This window comes from Acidovorax sp. 106 (assembly GCF_003663825.1).
Classification (GTDB): Bacteria; Pseudomonadota; Gammaproteobacteria; order Burkholderiales; family Burkholderiaceae_C; genus Acidovorax.
Genome location: NZ_RCCC01000001.1, coordinates 4,637,924 through 4,663,899, shown reverse-complemented (window position 1 = coordinate 4,663,899; position 25,976 = coordinate 4,637,924). Strand labels below are relative to the sequence as shown.

19 protein-coding genes, 4 tRNA genes and 2 rRNA genes are annotated in these 25,976 nt (G+C 57.3%); 11 read left to right on the top strand and 14 right to left on the bottom strand.

From position 1 onward, the window contains the following. Positions 1-90: 90 nt before the first annotated feature. From C8C98_RS20460 to C8C98_RS20435, 6 genes are read right to left on the bottom strand one after another with little or no spacing between them, the layout of a single operon-like run. Positions 91-684: a TIGR00730 family Rossman fold protein gene (locus C8C98_RS20460; RefSeq protein WP_121455766.1), complete on the bottom strand. Its 594-nt coding sequence runs from the start codon at positions 682-684 to the stop codon at positions 91-93. Further along, on the bottom strand, positions 677-1,087 hold the full coding sequence (locus C8C98_RS20455; protein WP_121455765.1) for a diacylglycerol kinase: 411 nt from the start codon (positions 1,085-1,087) through the stop codon (positions 677-679). Before C8C98_RS20455 ends, C8C98_RS20460 begins: the two co-directional genes overlap by 8 nt. A 49-nt stretch (positions 1,088-1,136) precedes the next feature. Then, positions 1,137-1,676 carry an RDD family protein gene (locus tag C8C98_RS20450; RefSeq protein WP_121455764.1) on the bottom strand — a complete coding sequence of 180 codons (540 nt, stop codon included), beginning with the start codon at positions 1,674-1,676 and terminating at the stop codon, positions 1,137-1,139. Positions 1,677-1,688: 12 nt separating this feature from the next. Then, a complete protein-coding gene (locus C8C98_RS20445) occupies positions 1,689-2,570 on the bottom strand; it encodes a DUF3106 domain-containing protein (protein WP_121455763.1) in 882 nt (293 codons plus the stop codon). 32 nt (positions 2,571-2,602) lie between these two features. Next, the gene (locus tag C8C98_RS20440) at positions 2,603-3,049 is read right to left on the bottom strand and encodes a DUF3619 family protein (RefSeq protein ID WP_121455762.1); all 447 of its coding nucleotides are present in this window, start codon (positions 3,047-3,049) and stop codon (positions 2,603-2,605) included. After that, positions 3,046-3,615, bottom strand: a complete 570-nt coding sequence (locus C8C98_RS20435) for an RNA polymerase sigma factor (protein WP_121455761.1) — start codon at positions 3,613-3,615, stop codon at positions 3,046-3,048. The genes C8C98_RS20440 and C8C98_RS20435 overlap by 4 nt, the downstream gene beginning before the upstream one ends. Before the next feature lie 285 nt (positions 3,616-3,900). Here C8C98_RS20435 and C8C98_RS20430 point away from each other — a divergent pair, with 285 nt between their 5' ends. The 6 genes from C8C98_RS20430 to C8C98_RS20405 all read left to right on the top strand — a co-directional run bounded on the left by C8C98_RS20430 (position 3,901) and on the right by C8C98_RS20405 (position 11,522). After that, positions 3,901-5,685, top strand: a complete 1,785-nt coding sequence (locus C8C98_RS20430; RefSeq protein ID WP_121456423.1) for an acetolactate synthase 3 catalytic subunit — start codon at positions 3,901-3,903, stop codon at positions 5,683-5,685. Between the two features lie 138 nt (positions 5,686-5,823). After that, the gene (ilvN, locus tag C8C98_RS20425; protein ID WP_007857867.1) at positions 5,824-6,315 is read left to right on the top strand and encodes an acetolactate synthase small subunit; all 492 of its coding nucleotides are present in this window, start codon (positions 5,824-5,826) and stop codon (positions 6,313-6,315) included. A gap of 160 nt (positions 6,316-6,475) precedes the next feature. Continuing rightward, positions 6,476-7,492, top strand: a complete 1,017-nt coding sequence (ilvC, locus tag C8C98_RS20420; protein ID WP_056067358.1) for a ketol-acid reductoisomerase — start codon at positions 6,476-6,478, stop codon at positions 7,490-7,492. 207 nt (positions 7,493-7,699) lie between these two features. Further along, the gene (gene pssA / locus C8C98_RS20415; RefSeq protein WP_121455760.1) at positions 7,700-8,533 is read left to right on the top strand and encodes a CDP-diacylglycerol--serine O-phosphatidyltransferase; all 834 of its coding nucleotides are present in this window, start codon (positions 7,700-7,702) and stop codon (positions 8,531-8,533) included. 207 nt (positions 8,534-8,740) lie between these two features. Then, on the top strand, positions 8,741-10,279 hold the full coding sequence (locus C8C98_RS20410; RefSeq protein ID WP_121455759.1) for a 2-isopropylmalate synthase: 1,539 nt from the start codon (positions 8,741-8,743) through the stop codon (positions 10,277-10,279). A 115-nt stretch (positions 10,280-10,394) separates the two neighbouring features. Then, positions 10,395-11,522, top strand: coding sequence for a serine hydrolase (locus C8C98_RS20405; protein ID WP_121455758.1), 1,128 nt, complete (start codon positions 10,395-10,397; stop codon positions 11,520-11,522). A gap of 152 nt (positions 11,523-11,674) precedes the next feature. On the opposite strand, the gene C8C98_RS20400 is transcribed toward C8C98_RS20405, so the two are convergent. The 8 genes from C8C98_RS20400 to C8C98_RS20365 form a co-directional block, all read right to left on the bottom strand. Then, a complete protein-coding gene (locus tag C8C98_RS20400) occupies positions 11,675-12,505 on the bottom strand; it encodes an IclR family transcriptional regulator (RefSeq protein WP_121455757.1) in 831 nt (276 codons plus the stop codon). A gap of 294 nt (positions 12,506-12,799) precedes the next feature. Next, positions 12,800-13,543 (bottom strand): arginyltransferase, encoded by a 744-nt coding sequence (locus tag C8C98_RS20395; RefSeq protein WP_121455756.1) that lies wholly within the window; start codon positions 13,541-13,543, stop codon positions 12,800-12,802. A 10-nt stretch (positions 13,544-13,553) separates the two neighbouring features. Then, positions 13,554-14,294 (bottom strand): leucyl/phenylalanyl-tRNA--protein transferase, encoded by a 741-nt coding sequence (aat, locus tag C8C98_RS20390; RefSeq protein WP_121455755.1) that lies wholly within the window; start codon positions 14,292-14,294, stop codon positions 13,554-13,556. Positions 14,295-14,423: 129 nt separating this feature from the next. Next, positions 14,424-14,499: transfer RNA gene (locus tag C8C98_RS20385), tRNA-Asn, on the bottom strand. A gap of 49 nt (positions 14,500-14,548) precedes the next feature. Beyond that, a tRNA-Asn gene (locus C8C98_RS20380) sits at positions 14,549-14,624 on the bottom strand. A gap of 70 nt (positions 14,625-14,694) precedes the next feature. Further along, positions 14,695-15,108 carry a YbaN family protein gene (locus C8C98_RS20375; RefSeq protein ID WP_121455754.1) on the bottom strand — a complete coding sequence of 138 codons (414 nt, stop codon included), beginning with the start codon at positions 15,106-15,108 and terminating at the stop codon, positions 14,695-14,697. Between the two features lie 120 nt (positions 15,109-15,228). Next, on the bottom strand, positions 15,229-16,512 hold the full coding sequence (locus tag C8C98_RS20370) for an O-acetylhomoserine aminocarboxypropyltransferase/cysteine synthase family protein (RefSeq protein WP_121455753.1): 1,284 nt from the start codon (positions 16,510-16,512) through the stop codon (positions 15,229-15,231). A 247-nt stretch (positions 16,513-16,759) separates the two neighbouring features. Then, entirely contained in the window at positions 16,760-18,793 is a 2,034-nt protein-coding gene (locus tag C8C98_RS20365) for a U32 family peptidase (protein WP_121455752.1), read from the bottom strand. 297 nt (positions 18,794-19,090) lie between these two features. Between C8C98_RS20365 and C8C98_RS20360 the strand changes: the two genes are divergently transcribed. From C8C98_RS20360 to C8C98_RS20340, 5 genes are all read left to right on the top strand, one after another. After that, complete coding sequence (locus C8C98_RS20360; RefSeq protein ID WP_233574717.1) at positions 19,091-20,164, top strand: branched-chain amino acid ABC transporter substrate-binding protein; 1,074 nt, start codon at positions 19,091-19,093, stop codon at positions 20,162-20,164. Between the two features lie 668 nt (positions 20,165-20,832). Then, positions 20,833-22,361, top strand: a 16S ribosomal RNA gene (locus C8C98_RS20355). Between the two features lie 91 nt (positions 22,362-22,452). Further along, positions 22,453-22,529: transfer RNA gene (locus C8C98_RS20350), tRNA-Ile, on the top strand. 32 nt (positions 22,530-22,561) lie between these two features. Continuing rightward, a tRNA-Ala gene (locus tag C8C98_RS20345) sits at positions 22,562-22,637 on the top strand. A 371-nt stretch (positions 22,638-23,008) separates the two neighbouring features. Beyond that, positions 23,009-25,887 (top strand): 23S ribosomal RNA (locus C8C98_RS20340). The 16S and 23S rRNA genes sit together here with 2 tRNA genes alongside, the layout of an rRNA operon. The last annotated feature ends 89 nt before the right edge of the window (positions 25,888-25,976 follow it).

Genomic DNA, 25,976 nt, shown 5'->3' with positions numbered 1-25,976 from the left:
GCGGCTGTGGAGGGGGCATTCGCCAGGGCCTGCTGAATGGCACGGCTCAGCTGTGTTGGATGCGGCCCTGGGATGCCGCACCAGGCTGGCTCAGATGACTGAGCGCAGCGCGGTGGGGGCTTGCCCAGGCCCTGTGGCTTGCACCAGATTGCGCAGCAAGGGCTCTGCCGAGATATCGGCTTGCAGCAGTTCCATCTGCCACTCTCCCATGAACCCACTGGCCACGCTGGTGCGCAAAAAGCCCAGCAAGCCGTCGTAGTAGCCCGCCACGTTCAGCAGACCCAGGGGCTTGCCGTGGTAGCCCAGCTGGCGCCAGGTCCACACCTCAAACAGCTCTTCAAATGTGCCAATGCCGCCTGGCAGCGCAATAAAAGCGTCGCTGCGTTCGGCCATCATGGCCTTGCGTTCGTGCATGGTTTGCACGATGTGTAGTTCATCGCATTGGCGGTTGGCCAGTTCCTTGTCCACCAAGGCTTGCGGGATGACCCCCACCACACGGCCCCCTGCCAGGCGTGTGGCCTCGGCCACCACACCCATGAGTCCGCCGCGCCCTCCGCCATAAACCAACTGCCCTCCATGCTCTCCAATCCATTGCCCCACAGCTTGCGCGGCTTGGGCAAATGCGGGGTTCTCGCCGGGGCGGGAGCCGCAATACACACAAATAGAAAAAGCGGGGCTAGCCATGGAAAAACCTTTGAAAGAGGGCGGCGGCCCAGATGCCACCACAGAGCAAGAGCGCCAGCAGCACCGCAGCGCTGCCCATGTCCTTGGCGCGTTTGGACAAATCGTGCCACTCGGGGCCAATGCGGTCGATGGCTGTTTCAATGCCTGTGTTGAGCAACTCCACAATCATCACAATGATGACCGACCCCGCCAGCAGGGCTACCTCTACCCATGACTTGCCCAGCCAGCAGGCCACTGGCAGCAGCACAATGGCCGCGAGGGCTTCCTGGCGGAAGGCGGTTTCCTGCCAACCGGCCTTCAAGCCTTCGATGGAGTAGCCTGCGGCGTGCCATACCCGGTTCAGGCCTGTGCGGCTTTTTTGGGGGTTGGCGGGGTTTGAGGAGTGGGGCGGCGTGGATGGCATGCGCAGGGATGTGTTGGCCAGGCGCGCATGGATGCGCGCGGCTGGGTTTTTATTTTTTAGCTTGAACGAAATGCACCAGACGGGTGCCAGCCAATGCATCGTGCCAGAACTGCTGGGTGGGGTGGAATCGGCTCAAAATGGCCCACACGGCGACCCAGCCGGCCAGCAGAACGAGCACTTCCAACACCGGAATGCCGGTGGAGTAAGCCGCCAACGGAGGCAAAAACCACACCCAGCAGAGCACGTACCGCAGCAAGGCGCGTGTTTGCGTAATGGGTTGACCAGAGGGGCTCACTACGCGGATGTGCCAGGTTTTTTGCGCCAACGTTTGTCCTTTGGCCCAGAACCATGCGAAGTAGATCCCAAACACGATGAACAGAAAGCCCATGCGCAGGTAGCGATTGTCCAGTGCATGGCGAGATTGGCTGAGCGTATCAAACAGATACGACGCAATGAATACAACGCCAAACATCAAGATGCCTTCGTACAGCCAGCAGGCCATGCGCCGCTTCAGGCTGGGGGCTTGCTGCGGGGCGATGGTGAACGGAGGCGAAGGCTGGGGCACAGTGAAATCAGGACGGGCGGACATGCCGCAAGCGTATCACTGCGGTTGGTAGCCCAGATCTTCGGGGCGAGCAGGCGCGGCGACAGGCTCTGGTGCACTGGATGTGGGGGGCAGCGGTGGCAGGGACGAGCCCGTTGCCGAGGGAATGCTCACAGGATTTGTCTCCACGACCACCGGTGCTGAAGGGCTGGAGACGGTATCCGAGGGGGCAGCAATGGCTGCAGGCGCAACCATGGGGCGGGGCGTGTGAGGGTCCACCGGCGTGATTTTGGGGGGGTTGGCGCGTGCCGGGCCTGCCTGTGTTGCGGCAGGAACTTTGGCCAGCTTTTGCGGAGCCACCGGCCGCAAGGCGGTGGCCGCACCTGCGGGTTTGGCTGGCGCATCGGCCGCCAAGAGCCGCTTTTCTTCTTCGCTCAGGGCTTGGTAGGCCTCCCACTGCGCCCGTTTTTCGCTGGGGTCCAGGCGTTGCGCATCGGCGTAGTTCAATCGTGCCTGGCTGCGCTGGCGCCCACTCAAATTGGCCCACTCGGTCATCCGGTTGTGCAGTTTGTCCTGCTCTTCGGCCGGAAGGGCCGCAAAGGTTTGGGACAGAGCCAGCCAGCGGCGTTTTTGGCTCTCGCTCAATACAGCCCAGCGTTCTGCCAGAGGGTAGAGGGCCAATTTTTGCGGGGTGGTCAGGGTTTCCCAGCCTGGTCCGGAGGCAATTTCAGAAAGCGTATCCGGCGTGCGGTCGGCGCTTGCCATGTTCGCAGGGCGTGCATTGATGGGCTTGGGATTAGGGGCGGGCAGCAGGGTACTTGGCGCCATCAGCACATATTGCGCCACTGGAAAGCTGCCTGCCGCCACGGCGCCCAAAAGCACCAAAGCCAGCACGATGGCTGGCATGTTGGTGGGCGCAACGGTCTTGTCTGTGTGCATGCAGGGCGCGTAGTGTGGGGTATCCGGCAGGGTCAGTTGCGCGCGGTAGCCGAGGTTTTGAGGAACTGCATGAATCCAGGATCTGTATAGGCCTCTGGCGGCAAGTCATCGGTCAAAAGGGCGGCATCCACTTCGGCCACTTCATTGAGGCCATTTTCATCTTGTGCGATGTTGATGGCGAAAAGTCCAATCACCAGTGCCATCAGGGGAATGGCCGACACCAAGGCATTCCACCAGCCTCCATCGCCGCCGCGACCCAAAATCGCGCTAGAGCCAGATCGAAGAACAACCGGCGCAGGCGCCGCTTTGCGGACAGGCGAAACCACCTTGCGCTTGGCCAGGGCTTGCACGCGTGCCGCGCGCAGGCGCTCGGTAATGTCATAAGGCAAGTCATCGGTGCCCTGCGCCATTCTGGCCGCAACGCGGCGCGCAAATTGGTCTGCAGCTGCTTCGGTAGCGTGGTTTGGTGCGGTGTTCATAACTCGATTCCTTTGGCCTTCAGTGCCTTGCTCAGGGTCTGGATGGCTCTGAAGCAGTGCGTTTTCACGCTGCCTTCCGAGCAGCCCATTGCAGCAGCCGTCTCTGCAACATCCATTTCTTCCCAATAACGCATGAGGAATGCTTCCCGTTGACGTGCTGGCAATTCTTGGATCTCCGCCTCAATTTCCCGAAAGGTCTGTGCTCTGGTGGTCTCGTCTTCTGCACTTGCGGCGCGCTCACCGTTGTCGGGGCCTGAGTATGCCTCCAGCAAATCAAAATCCATGCCATCTTCGCCAGGGCCTTCGAAGTCGCTCATGTTCGAAAACAGTGCATTGCGCGTTTTTTGGCGCCGGAACCAGTCCAGGGTGCAGTTGGACAGGATGCGCTGAAAAAGCATGGGCAGCTCTGCGACGGGCTTATCCCCATAGTGCTCCGACAGCTTGAGCATGCTGTCCTGCACAATGTCCAGGGCCGCTTCCTCATTGCGAACGTGGTAAAGCGAACGCTTGAAAGCGCGCTTTTCTACACTTTTGAGGAAATCGGAGAGTTCTTGTTCAGTTGCCAAGACAAATGGGCCCGGGAATGGTGCGCGATCTTCGGCCAAAAAGGAGGGCCTATGGAGCTGCGCAGCTTTCGATTATCGCATTTTTGATGTTTTTTTTGAAATGCATCGTGTGTATGTGTGTTGCAGTGCGATAATCCAAAAGCAATTCAAAAGGCAAACGGGTCACGGTCCGGCGCGGTAATCATCCCGCCCATGTCCTTGGCCTCAAGTTCCAAGCTGGCTTCACAAGAGCACACGCAAGGAGCACCCAAGGTTTTTCGTCAGAGAAATTCACAAAGGTTGATCATGGAAATTTCCAAAGCAGAACTCAACGTGGCCGCTGCCGCCGCACAAGCCTCCGCCGCTGGATCGCCGGAGCTGATGGGTTCCGAGATTCTCGTCAAATCGCTGCAAGCAGAGAATGTGCAATACATCTGGGGCTACCCCGGCGGTGCTGTTCTCTACATCTACGACGCCCTCTACAAGCAAGACACCATTCAGCACGTTCTGGTGCGCCACGAGCAAGCCGCTGTGCATGCCGCTGATGGTTACGCCCGCGCCACTGGTGAAGTAGGGGTGGCGCTGGTCACTTCGGGGCCTGGTTTGACGAATGCTGTGACCGGCATTGCCACGGCCTACATGGACAGCATTCCCATGGTCATCATCTCTGGTCAGGTGCCTACGGCTGCCATCGGGCTTGATGCTTTCCAGGAGTGCGATACGGTGGGCATCACCCGCCCCATCGTTAAACACAATTTTCTGGTCAAAGATCCCCGCGATCTTGCCATGACGCTCAAAAAGGCATTCCACATCGCGCGCACGGGCCGTCCGGGCCCGGTGGTGGTGGATATCCCCAAGGACGTTTCCTTCAAAAAGGTGCCTTACACGGGCTACCCGCAGAGCGTGGAAATGCGCTCTTACAACCCTGTGCGCAAGGGCCACAGTGGTCAGATCCGCAAAGCCTTGCAACTGCTGCTGGCGGCCAAGCGCCCCTACATCTACACGGGCGGTGGTGTGCTTTTGGGCAATGCCACTAATGAGTTGCGCACGTTGGTGGACATGCTGGGTTATCCCGTCACCAACACGCTGATGGGCTTGGGTGCCTATCCGGCTTCGGACCGCAAATTCCTGGGCATGCTGGGCATGCACGGCACCATCGAAGCCAACAACGCCATGCAGAACTGCGATGTGCTGCTGGCTGTGGGGGCTCGCTTTGATGACCGAGTGATCGGCAACCCCAAGCACTTTGCACAGAACGACCGCAAGATCATCCACATCGATATCGATCCATCCAGCATCTCCAAGCGCGTGAAGGTGGATGTGCCCATCGTGGGCGATGTGAAGGATGTGCTGACCGAGCTGATCTCCATGATCCGCGAGAGCAGCACGCGTCCTGATGCTGGCGCCTTGTCGGCATGGTGGGACACGATCGAAGCCTGGCGCAGCCGCAACTGCCTCAAGTACGACATGGGCTCGCCCGAGGTGATCAAGCCGCAGTACGTGGTGGAAACGCTCTGGAACATGACCAAGGATGCGGACGCCTACGTCACGTCCGATGTGGGGCAGCACCAGATGTGGGCGGCGCAGTACTACCGTTTTGACGAGCCACGCCGCTGGATCAACTCCGGTGGCCTGGGCACTATGGGCGTGGGCATTCCTTACGCCATGGGCATCAAGCTGGCCAAGCCGGATTCCGAGGTGTTCTGCATCACGGGTGAGGGCTCGGTGCAGATGAACATCCAGGAACTGTCTACCTGCCTGCAGTACAACACGCCGATCAAGATCTGCGCGTTGAACAATCGGTACCTGGGCATGGTGCGCCAGTGGCAAGAGATCGAATACTCGGGCCGCTACAGCCACAGCTACATGGATGCGCTGCCCAATTTCGTGAAATTGGCAGAGGCCTATGGTCACGTGGGCTTGCTCATCGAGCGCCCTCAGGATGTGGAGCCGGCCTTGCGCGAAGCCCGCAGGCTCAAGGATCGCACGGTGTTCCTGGACTTCCGTACCGATCCCACGGAGAACGTGTTCCCCATGGTGCAAGCCGGCAAGGGCATTACCGAAATGTTGCTGGGGTCGGAAGACCTTTAAGCCATATCGGCATCCGGCGCTTATTTGACAAGCGCTAGCAGCTATCTAATTAATAGCATTTTTTGACGAATCTATTGTCTGCCAAGCCTGCGCATTACCGTGCGCAGGGGAGGGCAGCGAAAAGAGGAATCCATCACCATGAAACACATCATTGCCGTTTTGCTGGAAAACGAACCCGGTGCGCTGTCGCGCGTCGTGGGCCTTTTCTCTGCCCGTGGCTACAACATTGAATCCCTCACCGTGGCCCCCACGGAGGATCCATCGCTTTCGCGCATGACGATCCAGACCACGGGTTCCGACGACGTGATCGAGCAGATCACCAAGCACCTGAACCGTCTCATCGAAGTGGTCAAGGTGGTCGATCTCACCGAAGGCGCCTACACCGAGCGTGAGCTCATGATGGTGAAAGTGCGTGCTGTGGGCAAGGAGCGCGAGGAGATGAAGCGCATGGCCGACATCTTCCGTGGCCGCATCATTGATGTGACTGAGAAGAGCTACACCATCGAGCTGACGGGCGATCAGTCCAAGAACGATGCGTTCCTGCAGGCCATCGACCGCACCGCCATTCTCGAAACTGTCCGCACTGGTGCCAGTGGCATTGGCCGCGGCGAGCGCATTCTGCGCGTGTGACGGATTTGCCTTCGACCGGCTTGCGTCGTGGGGTAGCGTGCCGTGCCAAAGCACTGTCTGCGACTCCTCGCTCAGCCATCCGGCTAAATTCAAATCCGATATAAGACAATCGACCGTTTAGTTTTCAACCCCCAACAACGTATTTCAACCGGAGCGACCCATGAAAGTTTTCTACGACAAAGACACCGACCTGAGCCTGATCAAGGGCAAGACCGTGGCCATCATTGGCTACGGCTCGCAAGGTCACGCCCATGCACAAAACTTGAACGACAGCGGCGTGAAGGTCGTGGTCGGCCTGCGCAAGGGCGGTGCCTCGTGGGACAAGGTTGGCAAGGCTGGCCTGAACGTGCTGGAAGTCAACGACGCGGTGAAGGCGGCTGACGTGGTCATGATCTTGCTGCCCGATGAAGACATCGCAGCCGTGTACAAGAACAACGTCGAACCCAACATCAAGCAAGGCGCTTCGCTGGCTTTTGCCCACGGTTTCAACGTGCACTACAACCAAGTCGTGCCCCGCGCCGACCTGGACGTGTGGATGGTCGCCCCCAAGGCCCCAGGCCACACTGTGCGCAACACTTACACCCAAGGCGGCGGCGTGCCCCACCTGGTCGCTGTGCACCAAGACAAGTCCGGCAAGGCCCGTGACCTGGCCTTGAGCTACGCCGCTGCCAACGGCGGTGGCAAGGCTGGCATCATCGAGACCAACTTCAAGGAAGAAACCGAGACCGACCTGTTCGGCGAACAAGCCGTGCTGTGCGGCGGTGCCGTTGAGCTGATCAAGATGGGTTACGAAACCCTGGTCGAAGCTGGCTACGCTCCTGAAATGGCCTACTTCGAGTGCCTGCACGAGCTCAAGCTCATCGTAGACCTGATCTACGAAGGCGGCATTGCCAACATGAACTACTCGATCTCGAACAACGCCGAATACGGCGAGTACGTGACCGGTCCTGAGGTGATCAACGAGCAATCGCGCGCCGCTATGCGCAATGCGCTCAAGCGCATCCAGAACGGCGACTACGCCAAGATGTTCATCCAGGAAGGCCGCCTGAACTACCCGTCGATGACAGCCCGCCGTCGCAACACGGCCGACCACAGCATCGAAAAGGTGGGCGGCCAGTTGCGCGCCATGATGCCCTGGATCGCCAAGAACAAGCTGGTCGATCAGACCCGCAACTGACTCTTCCGGTGTGAAGCGTCCAAAGGCCACTTCGGTGGCCTTTTTCATTGGCTCCGTCGGCAGGGTTGGCAGAGGCTACACTGCCTCTTTCGTCTGGCTGGCGGAGGTGGTCTGGCGATAGGTGTGGCGCTTTCGCGTCCTTGGATTGATTTGCTATAAATGTAATAGCTGTTTGCGCTTGTCTATAAAGCGCTGGAGGTCTGTTTGATGCATGATGGCAATAAGCCCAGCGACAACGCCGGTGTCATGGTTCGCAAGCGTCGCAAGGGCATTTACATCCTGCCCAATCTGTTCACGCTGGCGGCGTTGTTCGGTGGCTTTTATTCCATTGTCATGGCGATGAATGGCCGCTTCGATATGGCTGCCGTGGGTGTTTTTTGTGCGATGGTGCTGGACAGCCTGGATGGGCGGGTCGCTCGGATGACCAACACCCAGAGCGCGTTTGGCGAGCAGATGGACTCGTTGTCTGACATGGTGTCGTTTGGTGCCGCACCGGCTTTGATTGCCTATGAGTGGTCGCTGCAAGGCCTGGGACGTTGGGGTTGGATTGCAGCGTTTGTGTACTGTGCCTGCGCCGCGCTGCGCTTGGCGCGCTTCAATGTGAACACCGGCGTGGTGGACAAACGCTATTTTCAGGGGCTGCCTTCACCCGCTGCGGCGGCCTTGGTGGCTGGCTTTATCTGGCTGATGACCGAGTTGGGCGTGCATCCAGGAGAAGATGCATGGCTCAGCTGGTCGCAGATCACCTGGGTGATGTTTGCCTTCACGCTGTACTCGGGCCTCACCATGGTGACCAATGTGCCGTTTTACAGCTTCAAAGATATCCAGATGAAAAAGAGCGTGCCCTTTGCCGCCATCGTGTTGATTGCGCTGGGTATTGCCATCATCAACATCCACCCACCAATTGTGCTGTTTGGCGTGTTTGTGTTGTACGGCGTAAGTGGCTATGGCGTCTACGGATGGCGCAAAGCCAAAGGGCAGCACAGCAGTGTGATCAGCACCTCCACCGATGAGCCGGACGAGCGTGGACTTCACAAGTGAAAGTGCCCGTGGTTGTGGACTTGTGCTACATTGCAACGCATGAATATGTTCGCTCTGGCTCTACTGCTACCTCCCCACGGGCGGAGACAGTAGGCGCACGCGCACACTTTTCTACAAAGGCCCGTATGCACCCGCAGCGGGCCTTTTTCATTGGGCGGCAGTTTTTGAGCGTTGCGGGCTAACCCCACCAGTACCAGGAGAAACGACATGGCAGACAAACTCATCATTTTTGACACCACCTTGCGCGATGGCGAGCAATCCCCCGGCGCGTCCATGACCAAGGACGAGAAGCTGCGCATTGCGCGTCAGCTTGAGCGCCTGAAGGTGGATGTGATCGAAGCCGGATTTGCTGCCAGCTCCAACGGCGACTTTGAGGCGGTGCAGGCGATTGCCAATGCCATCAAGGACTCCACGATTTGCTCGTTGTCGCGCGCCAACGACCGTGACATCGCGCGCGCTGCAGAGGCGCTCAAAGGGGCCAACTCCGCTCGCATCCATACCTTCATCGCAACGTCTCCGCTGCACATGGAGAAGAAGCTGCGCATGACACCCGAGCAAGTGCTGGAGCAGGCCAAGCAGTCTGTGCGATTCGCACGCAACCTGGTGGCCGACATTGAATTCAGCCCCGAAGATGGCTATCGCAGCAAACCCGACTTTTTGTGCCGTGTGCTGGAGGCTGTGATTGCCGAGGGCGCCACCACCATCAATGTCCCGGACACCGTGGGTTATGCGATCCCAGAGTTGTACGGTAACTTCATCAAGACGTTGCGTGAGCGCATCCCGAACAGCGACAAAGCCGTCTGGTCAGTGCATTGCCACAACGACTTGGGCATGGCAGTGGCCAACTCGCTTGCCGGAGTGAAGATTGGCGGTGCGCGCCAAGTGGAGTGCACGATCAATGGCCTGGGTGAGCGTGCAGGCAACTGCTCGCTGGAAGAAGTGGTCATGGCGATCAAGACGCGCCGTGACTATTTCAACCTGGATCTTGGCATTGACACCCAGCACATTGTGGCGGCCAGCCGCATGGTGAGCCAAACCACGGGTTTTGTGGTGCAGCCCAACAAGGCTGTGGTGGGCGCGAATGCCTTTGCACACGCATCGGGCATTCACCAGGATGGCGTGCTCAAGGCCCGTGACACCTACGAAATCATGCGTGCTGAAGATGTGGGCTGGAGTGCCAACAAGATTGTGTTGGGCAAGCTCAGCGGCCGCAATGCATTCAAGCAGCGGCTTCAAGAGCTGGGAGTGAGTCTGGACAGTGAGACAGAAATCAACGCGGCTTTCACTCGCTTCAAGGAGCTTGCCGATCGCAAGAGCGAGATTTTTGACGAGGATATTCTGGCCCTTGTGAGCGATGAAAGCGTGACCAGCGAGCGCGAGCAGTACGGGTTTGTGTCACTGTTCCAGCAAAGCGAGACAGGTGAACAGCCCAGAGCGCGTGTTGTTTTCACTGTCGACGGTGCCGAAGTGCATGGCGAGTCGGTCGGCAATGGCCCTGTAGACGCCTCGTTGAAAGCCATTGAGTCCCACGTCAAGAGTGGCGCAGAGATGGTGCTGTACTCGGTCAACGCTATCAGTGGATCTACAGAGAGCCAAGGCGAAGTGACGGTGCGATTGCAGAACAGCGGCCGGGTTGTGAATGGGGTGGGGGCGGACCCAGACATCGTGGTTGCTTCCGCCAAGGCGTACCTGAGCGCTCTGAACAAGTTACAAAGTAAAGCGGACAGGGTGGCAGCGCAGGGTTGAGTAAGCAATTTATAATTCAACCAATTTCATTAAAAGTCGTGCAAGGTATTGATCTTGCGCGACTTTTTTTGATTCTGTACACTGCAACACATTTACTAACGTTTGGAGCACTTGGATGCACCATCGCCTTCGCGCCGCAGTGAGCCGGGCTCTCTCTGTAATCAGCCTTGTTGTCATCAGTTCTGCGTTGGTGGCTCCGGCAGCCGATGCCGCTGAGCGCAAGCGTGTGACCGTCAAAAAAGCGGCCCCTTCGGCGACGGCTGCTACCAAAAAGACGGCAGATACCCGCCGTGTTGCGGCCGTTTTGCGCAACGCCGACCGTCCCGCCAAGGGACGAACCCGCGTTGCTGCGCAAGCTGCAGAACGTTCTTCTAAGGTGCAGGCAGCATCGCGCGCCGCTATCGTGCCTGCCAAGTTGTCGTTTGGCCAAATGGCCGGACTGCATGAGGTCTCCGATCCTCTGGACCTCAAGTCCAGCGTGGCTCTGGTGATTGATCAGGACACCCATGAGGTTCTGCTCAGCAAAAATGACCATGCAGTGTTGCCCATTGCCTCGCTGACCAAGCTGATGACGGGTTTGATCATCAGCCAAGCGCACCTGCCCATGGACGAGCCCATCACCATCACGCAAGATGATGTGGATACTGAAAAGGGCAGTCGCTCCCGTCTGAGCGTTGGCACCACGCTGACCCGTGGCGAGATGATGCATCTGGCCTTGATGTCTAGCGAGAACCGCGCGGCACATGCCCTAGGGCGTACCTATCCTGGCGGGCTGGGTACCTTTGTGGGCCTGATGAATGCCAAGGCACGCGCTATTGGCATGGCCGATACGCGTTACGTTGAGCCTACGGGGCTCTCGAGCCAAAACCAATCCAGTGCCCGTGATTTGGCCACCTTGGTCAACGTGGCCCATGGCGACCCTATGCTGCGCGAGCTTTCCACATCACCCAGCTACGAAGTGGCGGTGGGGCGCAAGACGCTTCAGTACAACAACACCAATGGCCTGGTGAAAAATCCCACGTGGGATATTGGGCTGCAGAAAACGGGTTATATCTCTGAAGCTGGGCGTTGCCTGGTCATGCAGGCCGAAATTGCAGGTCGCAAGTTGATCATGGTGTTTCTGGATTCCGCAGGCAAGTTCAGCCGCCTGGGTGACGCTGAGCGTGTGAGGCACTGGGTAGAGTCCGCCTCATCGTTTGGTGGCAGCGGTTCTAAAGTGGTGGCGAAGGGTGGGCACGGATGAGCGGTTAGAGGGGGGCGTTCCCTCGCTCCCGGTCACTGTTGGGTTGAGCCTGTTCGTGGTGAGCGACAGGCTCAATTTATTTGTATCGACCATATCTTTGCTTTGCATCCCTTGCCACTGCGCATCAAGGCCCATGGATGTGGGTCGCGCGCTCAGCCTTTGGTGCGGACGGTGGTCTGTTGTGGTGTTGCCAGTGATTGGCTGCGCTCTGCCGAGTAGCCCAGAGCCAACGATATTTCTTGGGCCGTCGATTGAAGTTTGGCTAGCCAGCCCTCATCCAGTCGGTCTGCGGGGGCGGAGATCGAGAGGCCTGCCACCAGCTTGCCTTGGTCATCGTAGACCCCAGCGGCCATGCACCTCACCCCCAGCTCCAGTTCCTCATTGTCCCGGGCAATCCCATACTGGCGCGCCTTCGCCAGCTCTCTCTCGAGGATGGGTAATTGGGTAATGCTGTTGCGGGTATGGCCTGCCAGGCCCGTGCGGGTGGCGTAGGCTCGTACACGCTGTGGGTCGTCCAGCGCAAGGAACAGTTTTCCGGTAGATGTCAGATGCAGAGGGGCTCTGCCGCCAATGGCCCGGACCACCTGCATGCCTGAGCGCTCGCTGTAGGCGCGCTCGATATAAACAATCTCGTCGCCCTGCCGCATGCTTAGGTTCACGGGTTGCTGGATCAGTTTGTGGAGGTTGCGCATAGGGGCCAACGCCGCATCGCGCACGCTCAACCGTGCTTTGACCAGGTTACCGAGCTCCAGCAGGCGCATGCCCAACCGGTAGCTGCCAGACTCAGGCCTGTCCACAAACCTGCCGATGGTCAGGTCATTCAGGATGCGATGGGTGGTGGATGGGTGCAACCCTGTTTTCTCGCTAATCTCTTTAAGAGAGATCGCGTCCTCTCGCGAGGCCAAGACATCAATCAACGTGAACATGCGTTCGAGAACCTGAACGCTGGGCTTTGCTGGGACGTCGGGGTCTGATTTTTTCATGGGCGGTAATGCAGCATATGCCGTGGCATCTTACCTTGTGAAATGCGAAGCGAATGCCCTGTTTGGCTGGGCGTCTGTTGGCAATTTCTCTAGGGTCACGTTGCAGTCTCTGCGGTATGGGGGCAAAGTGCGATGCGCGGTGAATACACGGCGAATAGCTTGTGCTGAAATGGCGCATGGGCCTCAAGTCTGAGAGCTCCTGGGGTTTGAATGGGCAAGCGCGTCAAAGGTGCATCCCATCCATTCCTGCCGATTGCGCTTCAGCGCGTCCTCTTGCGAGGCCACCAATACGCTTCAGAGACTGCTTTTGCGTTGCCAGCCTTGGTTTTCCAGGGTTTCGTGGGGCATGAAGCGAGCCTTATAGTTCATTTTTTGGCTTTGCTCGATCCAATACCCGAGATACACGTAGGGCAAGTGGAGTGCTCGGGCCTGTTCTATTTGCCACAAGACGTTGTAGGTGCCGTAGCTGCAGTTGGGCTCTGGTTCATAAAACGTGTAAACGGCAGAGATGCCGTCGTCTAGCACGTCCAGTATGGACACCATTTTGAGGGGCCCTGGGTTGCCATCTGGCATGGGTTCTCTGAACTCTACGAGGCGGGAGTTCACCCTGCTTTGCAGCAGGAATTGGGTGTATTGGTCAATATTGTCCTGGTCCATGCCGCCACCCGCATGTCTCCCTTTTTGGTAGCGTTGGTACAGCTGGTAGTGCTCTGGCACAAAGCAAAGCCGAAGCACTTGTGCCTGAAGCGCGATGTGGCGAGCGTGAGCACGTTTTTGGCTTCTGTCGGGCTTGAACTCTGCTGTCAAAACCCGCAGGGGCTTGCATGCATGGCAGCCATCGCAATACGGTCGATAGGTGAACATGCCGCTGCGCCGAAACCCTTTGGCTACCAAGTCGGAGTACAGCGTGTTCTGAATCAGGTGGCTGGGGGTTGCGACCTGAGAGCGTGCCAGTCGATCTGGGAGATAGCTGCAAGGGTAGGGCGCTGTCGCGTAGTACTGCAGGGCTTGCAGTGGGAGTTCGTTCAGGTGCGTCATGCCGGGATGGTCAGTTGGGCAACAACTGCGACCAGTATACGGACTTGAACTCCCATGGGATCTCTGGCTGTCGGTGCAGCTTTTGAATGCCCGCCAGGAACAGATCTCTGGGCATCTCCTTGGCGCCAAGCGATGCCAGATGGGGGGTGTTTTGCTGGCAGTCAATCCACGGAATATCGTGCTCGCGCGCAAGGCAGACCAGTGCTGCCAGCGCAATTTTGGAGGCATCAGTGGCATAGGCAAACATTGACTCTCCAAACACAGCCTTGCCTAGGGCGATGCAATAAAGACCACCTACCAGTTTTCCGTCGATCCAGGTTTCCACGCTGTGGGCAATGCCTTCGTTGTGGAGTTGTTCGTACGCTTGCACCATGGATGGCAAGATCCACGTGCCGTTTTGGCCGATGCGTTCGCGGGTGGCGCAGGCATGGATGACTGAGGAGAAGGTGCTATCGATTTGAATGGAGCAGTGGGAGTCATCCCGAAATTTGCGCAATGTCTTGCGCAGAGAGGGGTGCAGTTTGAAGTCCTTTGTATTTAGGACCATGCGTGGGTCGGGGGCCCACCAGAGAATCGGTTGCCCTTCGCTGAACCATGGGAAGGTGCCTTGCGCATAGGCATTGCGAAGAGTGGCTGGGTTTAGTGCGCCGCCTGCAGCGAGCAGTCCAGGGGCAGGGGTGCCCATTCCCCATGCGCAATCCGGAGTGGGCATGGGATCATTGGGTTCGAGCCAGGGTAGGTGTGATTCCATCGGGCGAAGGGAGTTTGTGCGGGGGGGGGGGGGCGGGAAGTATTGCCAGATGATCGAAGAATAATGGAACGCGTGCAGCAGCGATGGGGCAAAAAAAAACCCTGCACCATGGGGTGCAGGGTTTTATAGTGGCTCCTCGACCTGGGCTCGAACCAGGGACCTACGGATTAACAGTCCGGCGCTCTACCGACTGAGCTATCGAGGAATAATCGGTATGTATTGCTTTACTTAGATGTGTAAGGCATTTGAATTCTTGGCTCCTCGACCTGGGCTCGAACCAGGGACCTACGGATTAACAGTCCGGCGCTCTACCGACTGAGCTATCGAGGAACAAGACTTAGATTATATACACAAAAATATGCCGATCTCAATAGATCGGGCATCTCGTGAAAAACAAGGCTCAGGGCTCAGGCCTTCTCCACAGCCAAACGAGTACGATCACCATGCATGTGATGGCTGTGGCCACAGCCCAGCGCGCTGTGTGGCTGAGCAGCAGGATCACGGTGCTGGATGACATCACTGCGGTCGCAGCCCATTTGGCGTGGCGGCTGACACAACCTCCATTGGCCCAGTTGCGCAGCATGGGGCCAAACAGGCGGTGATTCCACAGCCACCGATACAGGCGCGGCGAGCTTTTGCCTGCGGCCCAGGCCGCCATCAAAATGAACACCGTAGTGGGCAAGCCGGGAATAAAGATACCCAGAATGCCCAGCCCCAAATTGGCCAAAGCAAAAAGCAGAAGTAGCCACCGGGCGACGAGAGGCAAGGGCCTTGGTTGGGCCGGAACTGCTTCGCTTTTTCTTTGAGGCTCCATTGGCGCATTGTGCATGCCATGCTCAGCATGGGCTGCGTTGACATACCGCTCCTGCTCAAGGCCCTTGGTCGCAGGGCGCGGTTGTGATGCTTTCGTGCGAATTGAGTCGCTGTGGGGGTACTAAACCTTTTCCAGCGCCTGCACCAGGTCTGCCTGCAGGTCGTCGATGTGCTCGATGCCCACCGACAGCCGCACCATGCTCTCGCTCACGCCCGCCTTGGCCAGCTCTTCGGGGTTGAGCTGGCGGTGCGTGGTCGATGCGGGGTGTGTGGCCAGCGATTTCGCGTCGCCGATGTTCACCAGGCGGGTGAAGAGCTGCAGCGCATCCAGAAAGCGCGCACCGGCCGCCCGCGGGTCGGCGTCGGTGCTCTTGAGCCCGAAGCTCAGGATGCCGGACGCCTTGCCGCCCGACTGCCGCTGCACCAGCGCGTGGTCCGGGTGGTCGGGCAGGCCCGCGTAGCGCACCCATTCCACCTTGGGGTGGCTTTGCAGGTACTTGGCCAACGCCAGCGTGTTGTCGCAGATGCGGTCCATGCGCAGGGCCAGGGTCTCGATGCCTTGCAGGATCAAAAACGCGCTTTGTGGCGACAGCGCCGCGCCGGTATTGCGCAGCGGCACCACGCGCGCGCGGCCGATGAAGGCGGCGGGGCCCAGGGCTTCGGTGTAGACCACCCCGTGGTAGCTCACGTCGGGCTCGTTCAGGCGTGGGAAGCGGGCCCTGTGTTCGGCCCACGGGAACTTGCCGCTGTCCACGATGGCCCCGCCCACGCTGTTGCCGTGGCCGCCCAGGTACTTGGTGAGCGAATGCACCACGATGTCAGCGCCGTGCTCGATGGGGCGCAGCAGGTAGGGGCTGGGCACTGTGTTGTCCACGATCAGTGGAATGCCGTGCGCATGGGCCACATCGGCCAGCGCGCGGATGTCGGTCACGTTGCCCAGTGGGTTGCCGATGGACTCGATGAAGATGGCCTTGGTGCGCGCGTCGATGTGCTGCGCAAAGCTGGCCGGGTCGCGCGGGTCGGCAAAGCGCGTGGTGATGCCCTGCTGGGGCAGCGTGTGCGCAAAGAGGTTGTAGGTGCCGCCGTAGAGCGTGCTGGCCGACACGATGTTGTCGCCCGCCTCGGCAATGGTCTGGATGGCATAGGTGATGGCCGCCATGCCCGAGGCCACGGCCAGCGCCGCAATGCCGCCTTCGAGCGCCGCGACGCGCTTTTCCAGCACGTCGGTCGTCGGGTTCATGATGCGGGTGTAGATGTTGCCCGGCACTTTCAAATCGAACAGGTCCGCGCCGTGCTGCGCGCTGTCGAAGGCATAGGCCACCGTCTGGTAGATGGGCACGGCCACGGCCTTGGTGGTGGGGTCGGGCGAGTAGCCTGCGTGGACGGCAAGGGTTTCGAGCTTCATGCGGAGGGGTCTCCCGTTGGATGGAATGAGAACGCTGACAGAGCGCCTGCGGCACGGTGTGCGCGCAGGCGGCAGCGGCCATTCTTGCACCGGAGCGGTGCGCATGGGTCGAATCGTTGGCTATGAGCTTATGCGCTAAACGCAGGCCGAACTCAGGCAAAACGTAGGCTCAATGCAAGAGTACTTCAGCCTCCAAATTTTCAATAAAAAATGCCTCTAGCGCTTTCTGATAAAGCGCTGGCAGCTATTATTTCGATAGCGGTTTGCTCGCTGGCCGCGCACGGTAGAACTGCAGCGGAACGGCCAGCGCCTCTGTCTCTTTGGCGTGCTGGTTGAGCACCGACTTCTTCATCTTGCCCACCACGTGCATCTCGCACGGCTTGCAGTCAAAGCGCAGGGTGAGCTTCTCCTTGCCGTTGATCAGCATCAGCGGCTCGGCCTTGATGGTGCCCTGCACGCCCGTCACGCCCTTGGCCTGCTTGGGGCACAGGCTCATCGAAAAGCGCACGCAGTGCTTGGTGATCATGAGGCTGACTTCACCTTCTTCCTCGTGCGCCTCGTATGCGGCATCGATCACCTTGACGCCGTGGCGCACATAGAAGTCGTGCGCCTTCTGGTTGAACACGTTGCCCAGGAACGAGAGCGTGTCTTCGGGGTAGGGCACGGGCGGCTCCACCGGCACCGCACGCTGCAGGCGCGCAAAGTTGCGCGCGCGGCAGTCTTCCAGGTCGGCCAGTGCGTCGCGGCGCAGCGCGTTGAGCACCGACGCGGGCACGAACCAAGGCTCGGACAGTTGCAGCGCGATGTCGTGCACCGCGAAGATGGTGGCGCCGAAGCGGCCCAGTTGCTCGTGCAGGCTGGCTTCGGCCTTGGCGGCGTCGGTGGCGCTCTGGTGGGCGTGCGGCACGTCGGCGCAGCCCACGTTGCCGTCTTCGTCGGTCAGCATCAGGCTGAAGCCGGCTGGCGTCTCGCTCAGGTGCGCCCACAGGCCGATGCGGCGGTCGCTGGACTTTTTCTCCAGCGTGCGCACCCAGTCCATGTCGCGGTTGCGGTTGACCTCGGTGCCCTTGCGCAGGTCCTTGAAGCCTTCCATCGGGTCCTTGGGGTACACGCGCCACTGGCCCACGCTGCGCGCGGACACGGGCTCGGCCACGTTGATGGCCATGCCTACCAGCTCCTTGTGCAGGTCGTAGTAGCACAGGCCGTCGCCGTTGTGCAGCACGGTGGCCGGGTCGCTCACTTCCAGCTCAACGAAGTCCGGCCCCACTTTGGTCACCCAGCCAATGGCCTGGCCGGGGTTCTTGGGGGTGTCGAACGCGCCGATGTCTTCCTTGCGGCCTGTGACGAAGTAGTCGGTGAACTCGCGGTTGAAGTTCTGCAGAGGGTCGGGCGTGAAGGTGAAGGTGGTGCTGCCGCTGGACGAGCGCGACAGCGGGCGGCCCGCGCTCTCGCGCTCTTCCAGGATCTCGTCGATGAGCGTGCGGTAGTGGGCGGTGATGTTCTTCACGTAGCCCATGTCCTTGTAGCGCCCCTCGATCTTGAAGCTGCGCACGCCCGCGTCAATGAGGGCTCGCAGGTTGTCGCTCTGGTTGTTGTCCTTCATGCTCAACACATGCTTGTCGTGCGCGATGAAGCGGCCCTGCGCGTCGGTCACCTGGTAGGGTAGGCGGCAGGCTTGGCTGCAGTCGCCCCGGTTTGCGCTGCGGCCGGTCTGTGCATGGCTGATGTTGCACTGGCCGCTGTAGGCCACGCACAGCGCGCCGTGGATGAAGAACTCGATGTTGGCGCGGCCCGGTGCATCCACGGGCCCCAGCGCCTTGTGCACGGCGGCGATCTGCTGCACCGTGAGTTCGCGCGCCAGCACGATCTGCGACAGGCCCGCGTCTTGCAGAAAGCGGGCTTTTTCGGGCGTGCGGATGTCGGTCTGGGTGCTGGCGTGCAGCTGGATGGGCGGCATGTCGTCCAGAGCGAGCAGGCCCATGTCCTGGATGATGAGCGCGTCGGCGCCAGCCTCGTAAACCTGCCAGGCCATGCGGCGCGCGGCTTCGAGCTCGTCGTCGCGCAGGATGGTGTTCAGAGTGATGAAGATGCGGCTGTTGAAGCGGTGGGCGTGCTTGACTAGGCGCTCGATATCCCGGATGTCGTTGCCCGCGCCAGCCCGTGCGCCGAAGGCGGGGCCGCCGATGTAGACGGCATCGGCACCGTGGTTGACGGCTTCGATGCCGATATCGGCGTCGCGCGCGGGGGAGAGCAATTCAAGCTGGTGGGGCAGGAGAGACATAGATAGCGATTATCCCAGGGGAGTGTTTGAGAAGGCTCAATGCCCTCTGGCATGCCCTTGAGGCACCTCTACTATCAGGCACTTTAATGGTGCAGGAATGCTGCATTAGCGTGGTCTAAAGTCGGTCTGTGCGAATAAAGCGGCTGTTATGCTTGGCGCGCTGTGCGCCCCAAATCAGTGCGTTCGGCTGTTTCACTGACTCTGGAGATTCTCACTGTGTCGCGCTCTTCTTTGCCTCTTTTTTCTCTCTCTGCCCTGGCTGCTGTTGCTGCGGGCTCTTTGATTTCTGCGGGGGCTATGGCCCAGGATGTGCAAGTGGTCAAGATTGCCCATGCGGGGCCCGTCTCTGGTGGCATTGCCCACATTGGCAAAGACACAGAAAACGGTGTGCGTCTGGCTATTGATGACTTGAATGCCCAAAACCTCGTGATTGGTGGCAAGAAGATCAAGTTCGAGATTGCTGCCGAGGACGATGCAGGGGACCCACGTCAAGCTACCGCCGTGGCTCAAAAGCTGTGTGATCAGCGCGTAGCCGGTGTGGTGGGTCATCTGCAGTCAGGAACGTCCATTCCTGCGTCGGCCATTTATGCCAAGTGCGACATGCCCCACATCACGGCCTCTGCGTCAAACCCCGATCTGACGAAGCCTGGGCACAAGACCACCTTCCGTCTCATTGCCAATGACAATGCGCTGGGAGCTGCCTTGGCATTGTTTGGTGCAGACCATTTAAAGATCAAATCGGTAGCGATCATTGATGACCGCACAGCCTATGGCCAAGGCGTCGCTTCGGTTTTCAAGGCCACTGCGTTGCAAAAGGGATTGAAAGTTGTGAGCGAAGAGTTCACAAACGACAAGGCGACAGATTTCATGGCCATCTTGACATCTATTAAGAACAAGAAGCCTGATGCCATTTTTTATGGAGGGTTGGATGCCCAAGCTGGACCCATGTTGCGTCAGATGGAGCAGTTGGGCCTTGGGGACGCAAAGTTCTTTGGTGGTGACGCGCTGTGCACCGAAAAGCTGCCAGAGCTGTCGGGCAAGACGCCAGCGCTTAAGAACGTGACTTGCGCCACAGGTGGAGCTTCGATTGGAAAGATGCAGGGTGGCGCCGAGTGGAAGAAACGGTATGACGCCAAGTTCCCTGGCCAATTTCAGATATACAGCCCTTACGCCTATGACGCAGCCATGGTGTTGGCGGACGCCATGAAGCGAGCTAACTCCGTGGACCCCAAAGTGTTTGTCCCGCTGATTTCCAAGGCAGAGTACAAAGGCGTCACTGCGAACATTGCTTTCACAGCCAAGGGCGAGTTGACTACCCCAGCTGTGACGCTTTACACATACAAAGATGGAAGTCGCGTTGCTCTTAACTGATTGAAGTGCTTTCCGCCATGAACGACCGCCTCGGCGGTCGTTTCTGTTTCTGGCCTCTATTGAGGGAGGTCTCTTTGGCGAGTCGATGCGTGTGTTCTAGCAGTCGGTGGCTTGCCAATCTGCTCCCTCCTATAGCCCGGTAGGCAATGGTTTGAGTGACGATGTGTGAATGGAGCGGCTTGGTGTTTTGTCCGAAAACCTTCGCTTGCTTGATTTGTGCTCTAAAACGGTGCTATGATAGAGGGCTTCGCTACTGAGACGGTTTAGATTGTTGGGGTAGCGAAGGGGTTGCAGAAAGTTAGGTTTTTGTTGTCGGCGGGTTAAAAACTGTTGTACAATTTAAGGCTGCGCTAAATGCAGTAGTTGTTCTGAAAAGAGTAATTGCTGCAAACTGCAAAGACCCCAAAGTTTGACAGGACTTTAAAAACTGTGCTAGAATTCGAGGCTCAGCTGATTGCAGCTAAGTCGGGAAAGCAAAGAAAACTTCGGTTGATTTGTGATCCGGTTCATTAAAAATATACAGCCGATAAGCGTGGGCGTTTGATGGCGAGTGCCAAGTTCTTTGGAACTAGTGCTTAGCACTACAAACGCTCATGAGAATAGAAGTGAAGTTCACTTCAATTCCGTTTTTATGAGTTAAGTCGAAAGACTTTAAATTTATCAAGATCGAACTGTAGAGTTTGATCCTGGCTCAGATTGAACGCTGGCGGCATGCCTTACACATGCAAGTCGAACGGTAACAGGTCTTCGGATGCTGACGAGTGGCGAACGGGTGAGTAATACATCGGAACGTGCCCGATCGTGGGGGATAACGAAGCGAAAGCTTTGCTAATACCGCATAAGATCTAAGGATGAAAGCAGGGGACCGCAAGGCCTTGCGCGAACGGAGCGGCCGATGGCAGATTAGGTAGTTGGTGGGATAAAAGCTTACCAAGCCGACGATCTGTAGCTGGTCTGAGAGGACGACCAGCCACACTGGGACTGAGACACGGCCCAGACTCCTACGGGAGGCAGCAGTGGGGAATTTTGGACAATGGGCGAAAGCCTGATCCAGCCATGCCGCGTGCAGGATGAAGGCCTTCGGGTTGTAAACTGCTTTTGTACGGAACGAAAAGACTCTGGTTAATACCTGGGGTCCATGACGGTACCGTAAGAATAAGCACCGGCTAACTACGTGCCAGCAGCCGCGGTAATACGTAGGGTGCAAGCGTTAATCGGAATTACTGGGCGTAAAGCGTGCGCAGGCGGTTATATAAGACAGATGTGAAATCCCCGGGCTCAACCTGGGAACTGCATTTGTGACTGTATAGCTAGAGTACGGTAGAGGGGGATGGAATTCCGCGTGTAGCAGTGAAATGCGTAGATATGCGGAGGAACACCGATGGCGAAGGCAATCCCCTGGACCTGTACTGACGCTCATGCACGAAAGCGTGGGGAGCAAACAGGATTAGATACCCTGGTAGTCCACGCCCTAAACGATGTCAACTGGTTGTTGGGTCTTCACTGACTCAGTAACGAAGCTAACGCGTGAAGTTGACCGCCTGGGGAGTACGGCCGCAAGGTTGAAACTCAAAGGAATTGACGGGGACCCGCACAAGCGGTGGATGATGTGGTTTAATTCGATGCAACGCGAAAAACCTTACCCACCTTTGACATGTATGGAATCCTTTAGAGATAGAGGAGTGCTCGAAAGAGAGCCATAACACAGGTGCTGCATGGCTGTCGTCAGCTCGTGTCGTGAGATGTTGGGTTAAGTCCCGCAACGAGCGCAACCCTTGCCATTAGTTGCTACGAAAGGGCACTCTAATGGGACTGCCGGTGACAAACCGGAGGAAGGTGGGGATGACGTCAAGTCCTCATGGCCCTTATAGGTGGGGCTACACACGTCATACAATGGCTGGTACAGAGGGTTGCCAACCCGCGAGGGGGAGCTAATCCCATAAAGCCAGTCGTAGTCCGGATCGCAGTCTGCAACTCGACTGCGTGAAGTCGGAATCGCTAGTAATCGCGGATCAGAATGTCGCGGTGAATACGTTCCCGGGTCTTGTACACACCGCCCGTCACACCATGGGAGCGGGTTCTGCCAGAAGTAGGTAGCCTAACCGTAAGGAGGGCGCTTACCACGGCAGGGTTCGTGACTGGGGTGAAGTCGTAACAAGGTAGCCGTATCGGAAGGTGCGGCTGGATCACCTCCTTTCTGGAAAACTGCATTCAATATTGAACGCCCACACTTATCGGTTGTTGGAACAAGCTGCTGACTTGCGAAGTCATTCGCAAGAAGGCGGAATGGGTCTGTAGCTCAGCTGGTTAGAGCACTGTGTTGATAACGCAGGGGTCGTTGGTTCGAGCCCAACTAGACCCACCATATTCCAATAGACGGATACGTGAGAGGAAACTGGGGGATTAGCTCAGCTGGGAGAGCACCTGCTTTGCAAGCAGGGGGTCGTCGGTTCGATCCCGTCATCCTCCACCACCAACAAGCATCGGACTTCAACACCAAAGCGGCTTTGCAAAAGGCCACTTTGTTGTTGATCAATATCGATTGATCAATCGGCTGTTCTTTAAAAATTCATAGAGTCGAATCAGAGTTGTCAGAGGAAACTGCACATTCGTAAAGGTTTAGTGCAGACCGTGCCTCTGATGACAATTTTTTGATTGCGTCAAAACGAATATTCAATAAGCGAAAGCTGATTGAAGTTCAGTAATGACGAATGTTCTCGGATGAAAGGTAGAAATACCTGGAGTCGAAGAATAATTCACATTACGGCATAACGCGTCAGGTGAAAGACCTGGCAATTCCTTGAAAATAATGGCGATATCTTGAAAGAGATGTCAAAGTTATAGGGTCAAGTGAATAAGAGCATGTGGTGGATGCCTTGGCGATTACAGGCGACGAAAGACGTGATAGCCTGCGATAAGCTTCGGGGAGCTGGCAAATAAGCTTTGATCCGGAGATTTCTGAATGGGGAAACCCACCTTGCAAGAGGTATCGCATACTGAATACATAGGTATGCGAAGCGAACCGGGTGAACTGAAACATCTCAGTAGCTCGAGGAAAAGACATCAACCGAGATTCCGAAAGTAGTGGCGAGCGAAATCGGAAGAGCCTTCTAGTGATAGCACGACTGTTAGCAAAACGGAATGGAAAGTTCGGCCATAGCAGGTGATAGCCCTGTATGCGAAAACAGACGTGTGGTACTAAGTTAGAGAAAAGTAGGGCGGGACACGAGAAATCCTGTCTGAATATGGGGGGACCATCCTCCAAGGCTAAATACTCGTAATCGACCGATAGTGAACCAGTACCGTGAGGGAAAGGCGAAAAGAACCCCGGGAGGGGAGTGAAATAGATCCTGAAACCGCATGCTTACAAAAAGTAGGAGCCCGCAAGGGTGACTGCGTACCTTTTGTATAATGGGTCAGCGACTTACATTCAGTGGCAAGGTTAACCGAATAGGGAAGCCGTAGAGAAATCGAGTCCGAATAGGGCGAATCAGTCGCTGGGTGTAGACCCGAAACCAAGTGATCTATCCATGGCCAGGATGAAGGTGCCGTAACAGGTACTGGAGGTCCGAACCCACTAGTGTTGCAAAACTAGGGGATGAGCTGTGGATAGGGGTGAAAGGCTAAACAAACTTGGAAATAGCTGGTTCTCTCCGAAAACTATTTAGGTAGTGCCTCAAGTATTACCGTCGGGGGTAGAGCACTGTTTAGGCTAGGGGGTCATGGCGACTTACCAAACCTATGCAAACTCCGAATACCGACGAGTACAGCTTGGGAGACAGAGCACCGGGTGCTAACGTCCGGACTCAAGAGGGAAACAACCCAGACCGCCAGCTAAGGTCCCTAAAATTGGCTAAGTGGGAAACGAAGTGGGAAGGCTAAAACAGTCAGGATGTTGGCTTAGAAGCAGCCATCATTTAAAGAAAGCGTAATAGCTCACTGATCGAGTCGTCCTGCGCGGAAGATGTAACGGGGCTAAGCCAGTTACCGAAGCTGCGGATGTGCAATTTATTGCACGTGGTAGGAGAGCGTTCTGTAGGCCTGTGAAGGTGTCTGGTAACGGATGCTGGAGGTATCAGAAGTGCGAATGCTGACATGAGTAGCGTTAAAGGGGGTGAAAAGCCCCCTCGCCGTAAGCGCAAGGTTTTCTACGCAACGTTCATCGGCGTAGAGTGAGTCGGCCCCTAAGGCGAGGCAGAGATGCGTAGCTGATGGGAAACAGGTCAATATTCCTGTACCGATCAATAGTGCGATGTGGGGACGGAGAAGGTTAGCTCAGCCAACTGTTGGATATGTTGGTTCAAGCCTGTAGTCGTGCCTGGTAGGCAAATCCGCCGGGCTTAGATGAGGGGTGATAACGAGTCTGCTTGCAGACGAAGTGAGTGATACCCTGCTTCCAGGAAAAGCCACTAAGCTTCAGCTATTGACGACCGTACCGCAAACCGACACTGGTGCGCGAGATGAGTATTCTAAGGCGCTTGAGAGAACTCAGGAGAAGGAACTCGGCAAATTGATACCGTAACTTCGGGAGAAGGTATGCCCCAAGTAGGTGAACTCGTACAGAGGGAGCCAAAAGGGGTTGCAAAAAATCGGTGGCTGCGACTGTTTAATAAAAACACAGCACTCTGCAAACACGAAAGTGGACGTATAGGGTGTGACGCCTGCCCGGTGCTGGAAGATTAAATGATGGGGTGCAAGCTCTTGATTGAAGTCCCAGTAAACGGCGGCCGTAACTATAACGGTCCTAAGGTAGCGAAATTCCTTGTCGGGTAAGTTCCGACCTGCACGAATGGCGTAACGATGGCCACACTGTCTCCTCCTGAGACTCAGCGAAGTTGAAATGTTTGTGATGATGCAATCTCCCCGCGGAAAGACGGAAAGACCCCATGAACCTTTACTGTAGCTTTGTATTGGACTTTGAACAGATCTGTGTAGGATAGGTGGGAGGCTTTGAAGTGAGGTCGCTAGATCTCATGGAGCCAACGTTGAAATACCACCCTGGTGTGTTTGAGGTTCTAACCTAGGTCCATTATCTGGATCGGGGACAGTGCATGGTAGGCAGTTTGACTGGGGCGGTCTCCTCCCAAAGCGTAACGGAGGAGTTCGAAGGTACGCTAGTTACGGTCGGACATCGTGACGATAGTGCAATGGCATAAGCGTGCTTAACTGCGAGACTGACAAGTCGAGCAGATGCGAAAGCAGGACATAGTGATCCGGTGGTTCTGTATGGAAGGGCCATCGCTCAACGGATAAAAGGTACTCTGGGGATAACAGGCTGATACCGCCCAAGAGTTCATATCGACGGCGGTGTTTGGCACCTCGATGTCGGCTCATCTCATCCTGGGGCTGTAGCCGGTCCCAAGGGTATGGCTGTTCGCCATTTAAAGAGGTACGTGAGCTGGGTTTAAAACGTCGTGAGACAGTTTGGTCCCTATCTTCCGTGGGCGCTGCAGATTTGAGGAAGCCTGCTCCTAGTACGAGAGGACCGGAGTGGACACACCTCTGGTGTATCGGTTGTCACGCCAGTGGCATTGCCGAGTAGCTAAGTGTGGAAGAGATAACCGCTGAAAGCATCTAAGCGGGAAACTCGTTTCAAGATGAGATCTGCCGGGGCCTTGAGCCCCCTAAAGAGTCGTTCAAGACCAGGACGTTGATAGGTCAGGTGTGGAAGCGCAGTAATGCGTTAAGCTAACTGATACTAATTGCTCGTGAGGCTTGACCCTATAACTTTGATAGCCAGCGCACCCAACTAACGGTTGTGTGCAAAGCTCAAAGATTGTTATGCCAAGTTGACGCAGTCAAAACACATAAA

What these genes read in the sequence shown, in the direction of transcription:
- C8C98_RS20460 (WP_121455766.1), bottom strand. Translation starts at nt 684, where the DNA reads ATGGCTAGCCCCGCTTTTTCTATTTGTGTGTATTGCGGCTCCCGCCCC.
- C8C98_RS20455 (WP_121455765.1), bottom strand. Translation starts at nt 1,087, where the DNA reads ATGCCATCCACGCCGCCCCACTCCTCAAACCCCGCCAACCCCCAAAAA.
- C8C98_RS20450 (WP_121455764.1), bottom strand. Translation starts at nt 1,676, where the DNA reads ATGTCCGCCCGTCCTGATTTCACTGTGCCCCAGCCTTCGCCTCCGTTC.
- C8C98_RS20445 (WP_121455763.1), bottom strand. Translation starts at nt 2,570, where the DNA reads ATGCACACAGACAAGACCGTTGCGCCCACCAACATGCCAGCCATCGTG.
- C8C98_RS20440 (WP_121455762.1), bottom strand. Translation starts at nt 3,049, where the DNA reads ATGAACACCGCACCAAACCACGCTACCGAAGCAGCTGCAGACCAATTT.
- C8C98_RS20430 (WP_121456423.1), top strand. Translation starts at nt 3,901, where the DNA reads ATGGAAATTTCCAAAGCAGAACTCAACGTGGCCGCTGCCGCCGCACAA.
- ilvN (WP_007857867.1), top strand. Translation starts at nt 5,824, where the DNA reads ATGAAACACATCATTGCCGTTTTGCTGGAAAACGAACCCGGTGCGCTG.
- ilvC (WP_056067358.1), top strand. Translation starts at nt 6,476, where the DNA reads ATGAAAGTTTTCTACGACAAAGACACCGACCTGAGCCTGATCAAGGGC.
- pssA (WP_121455760.1), top strand. Translation starts at nt 7,700, where the DNA reads ATGCATGATGGCAATAAGCCCAGCGACAACGCCGGTGTCATGGTTCGC.
- C8C98_RS20410 (WP_121455759.1), top strand. Translation starts at nt 8,741, where the DNA reads ATGGCAGACAAACTCATCATTTTTGACACCACCTTGCGCGATGGCGAG.
- C8C98_RS20405 (WP_121455758.1), top strand. Translation starts at nt 10,395, where the DNA reads ATGCACCATCGCCTTCGCGCCGCAGTGAGCCGGGCTCTCTCTGTAATC.
- C8C98_RS20400 (WP_121455757.1), bottom strand. Translation starts at nt 12,505, where the DNA reads ATGAAAAAATCAGACCCCGACGTCCCAGCAAAGCCCAGCGTTCAGGTT.
- C8C98_RS20395 (WP_121455756.1), bottom strand. Translation starts at nt 13,543, where the DNA reads ATGACGCACCTGAACGAACTCCCACTGCAAGCCCTGCAGTACTACGCG.
- aat (WP_121455755.1), bottom strand. Translation starts at nt 14,294, where the DNA reads ATGGAATCACACCTACCCTGGCTCGAACCCAATGATCCCATGCCCACT.
- C8C98_RS20375 (WP_121455754.1), bottom strand. Translation starts at nt 15,108, where the DNA reads ATGGAGCCTCAAAGAAAAAGCGAAGCAGTTCCGGCCCAACCAAGGCCC.
- C8C98_RS20370 (WP_121455753.1), bottom strand. Translation starts at nt 16,512, where the DNA reads ATGAAGCTCGAAACCCTTGCCGTCCACGCAGGCTACTCGCCCGACCCC.
- C8C98_RS20365 (WP_121455752.1), bottom strand. Translation starts at nt 18,793, where the DNA reads ATGTCTCTCCTGCCCCACCAGCTTGAATTGCTCTCCCCCGCGCGCGAC.
- C8C98_RS20360 (WP_233574717.1), top strand. Translation starts at nt 19,091, where the DNA reads ATGGCCCAGGATGTGCAAGTGGTCAAGATTGCCCATGCGGGGCCCGTC.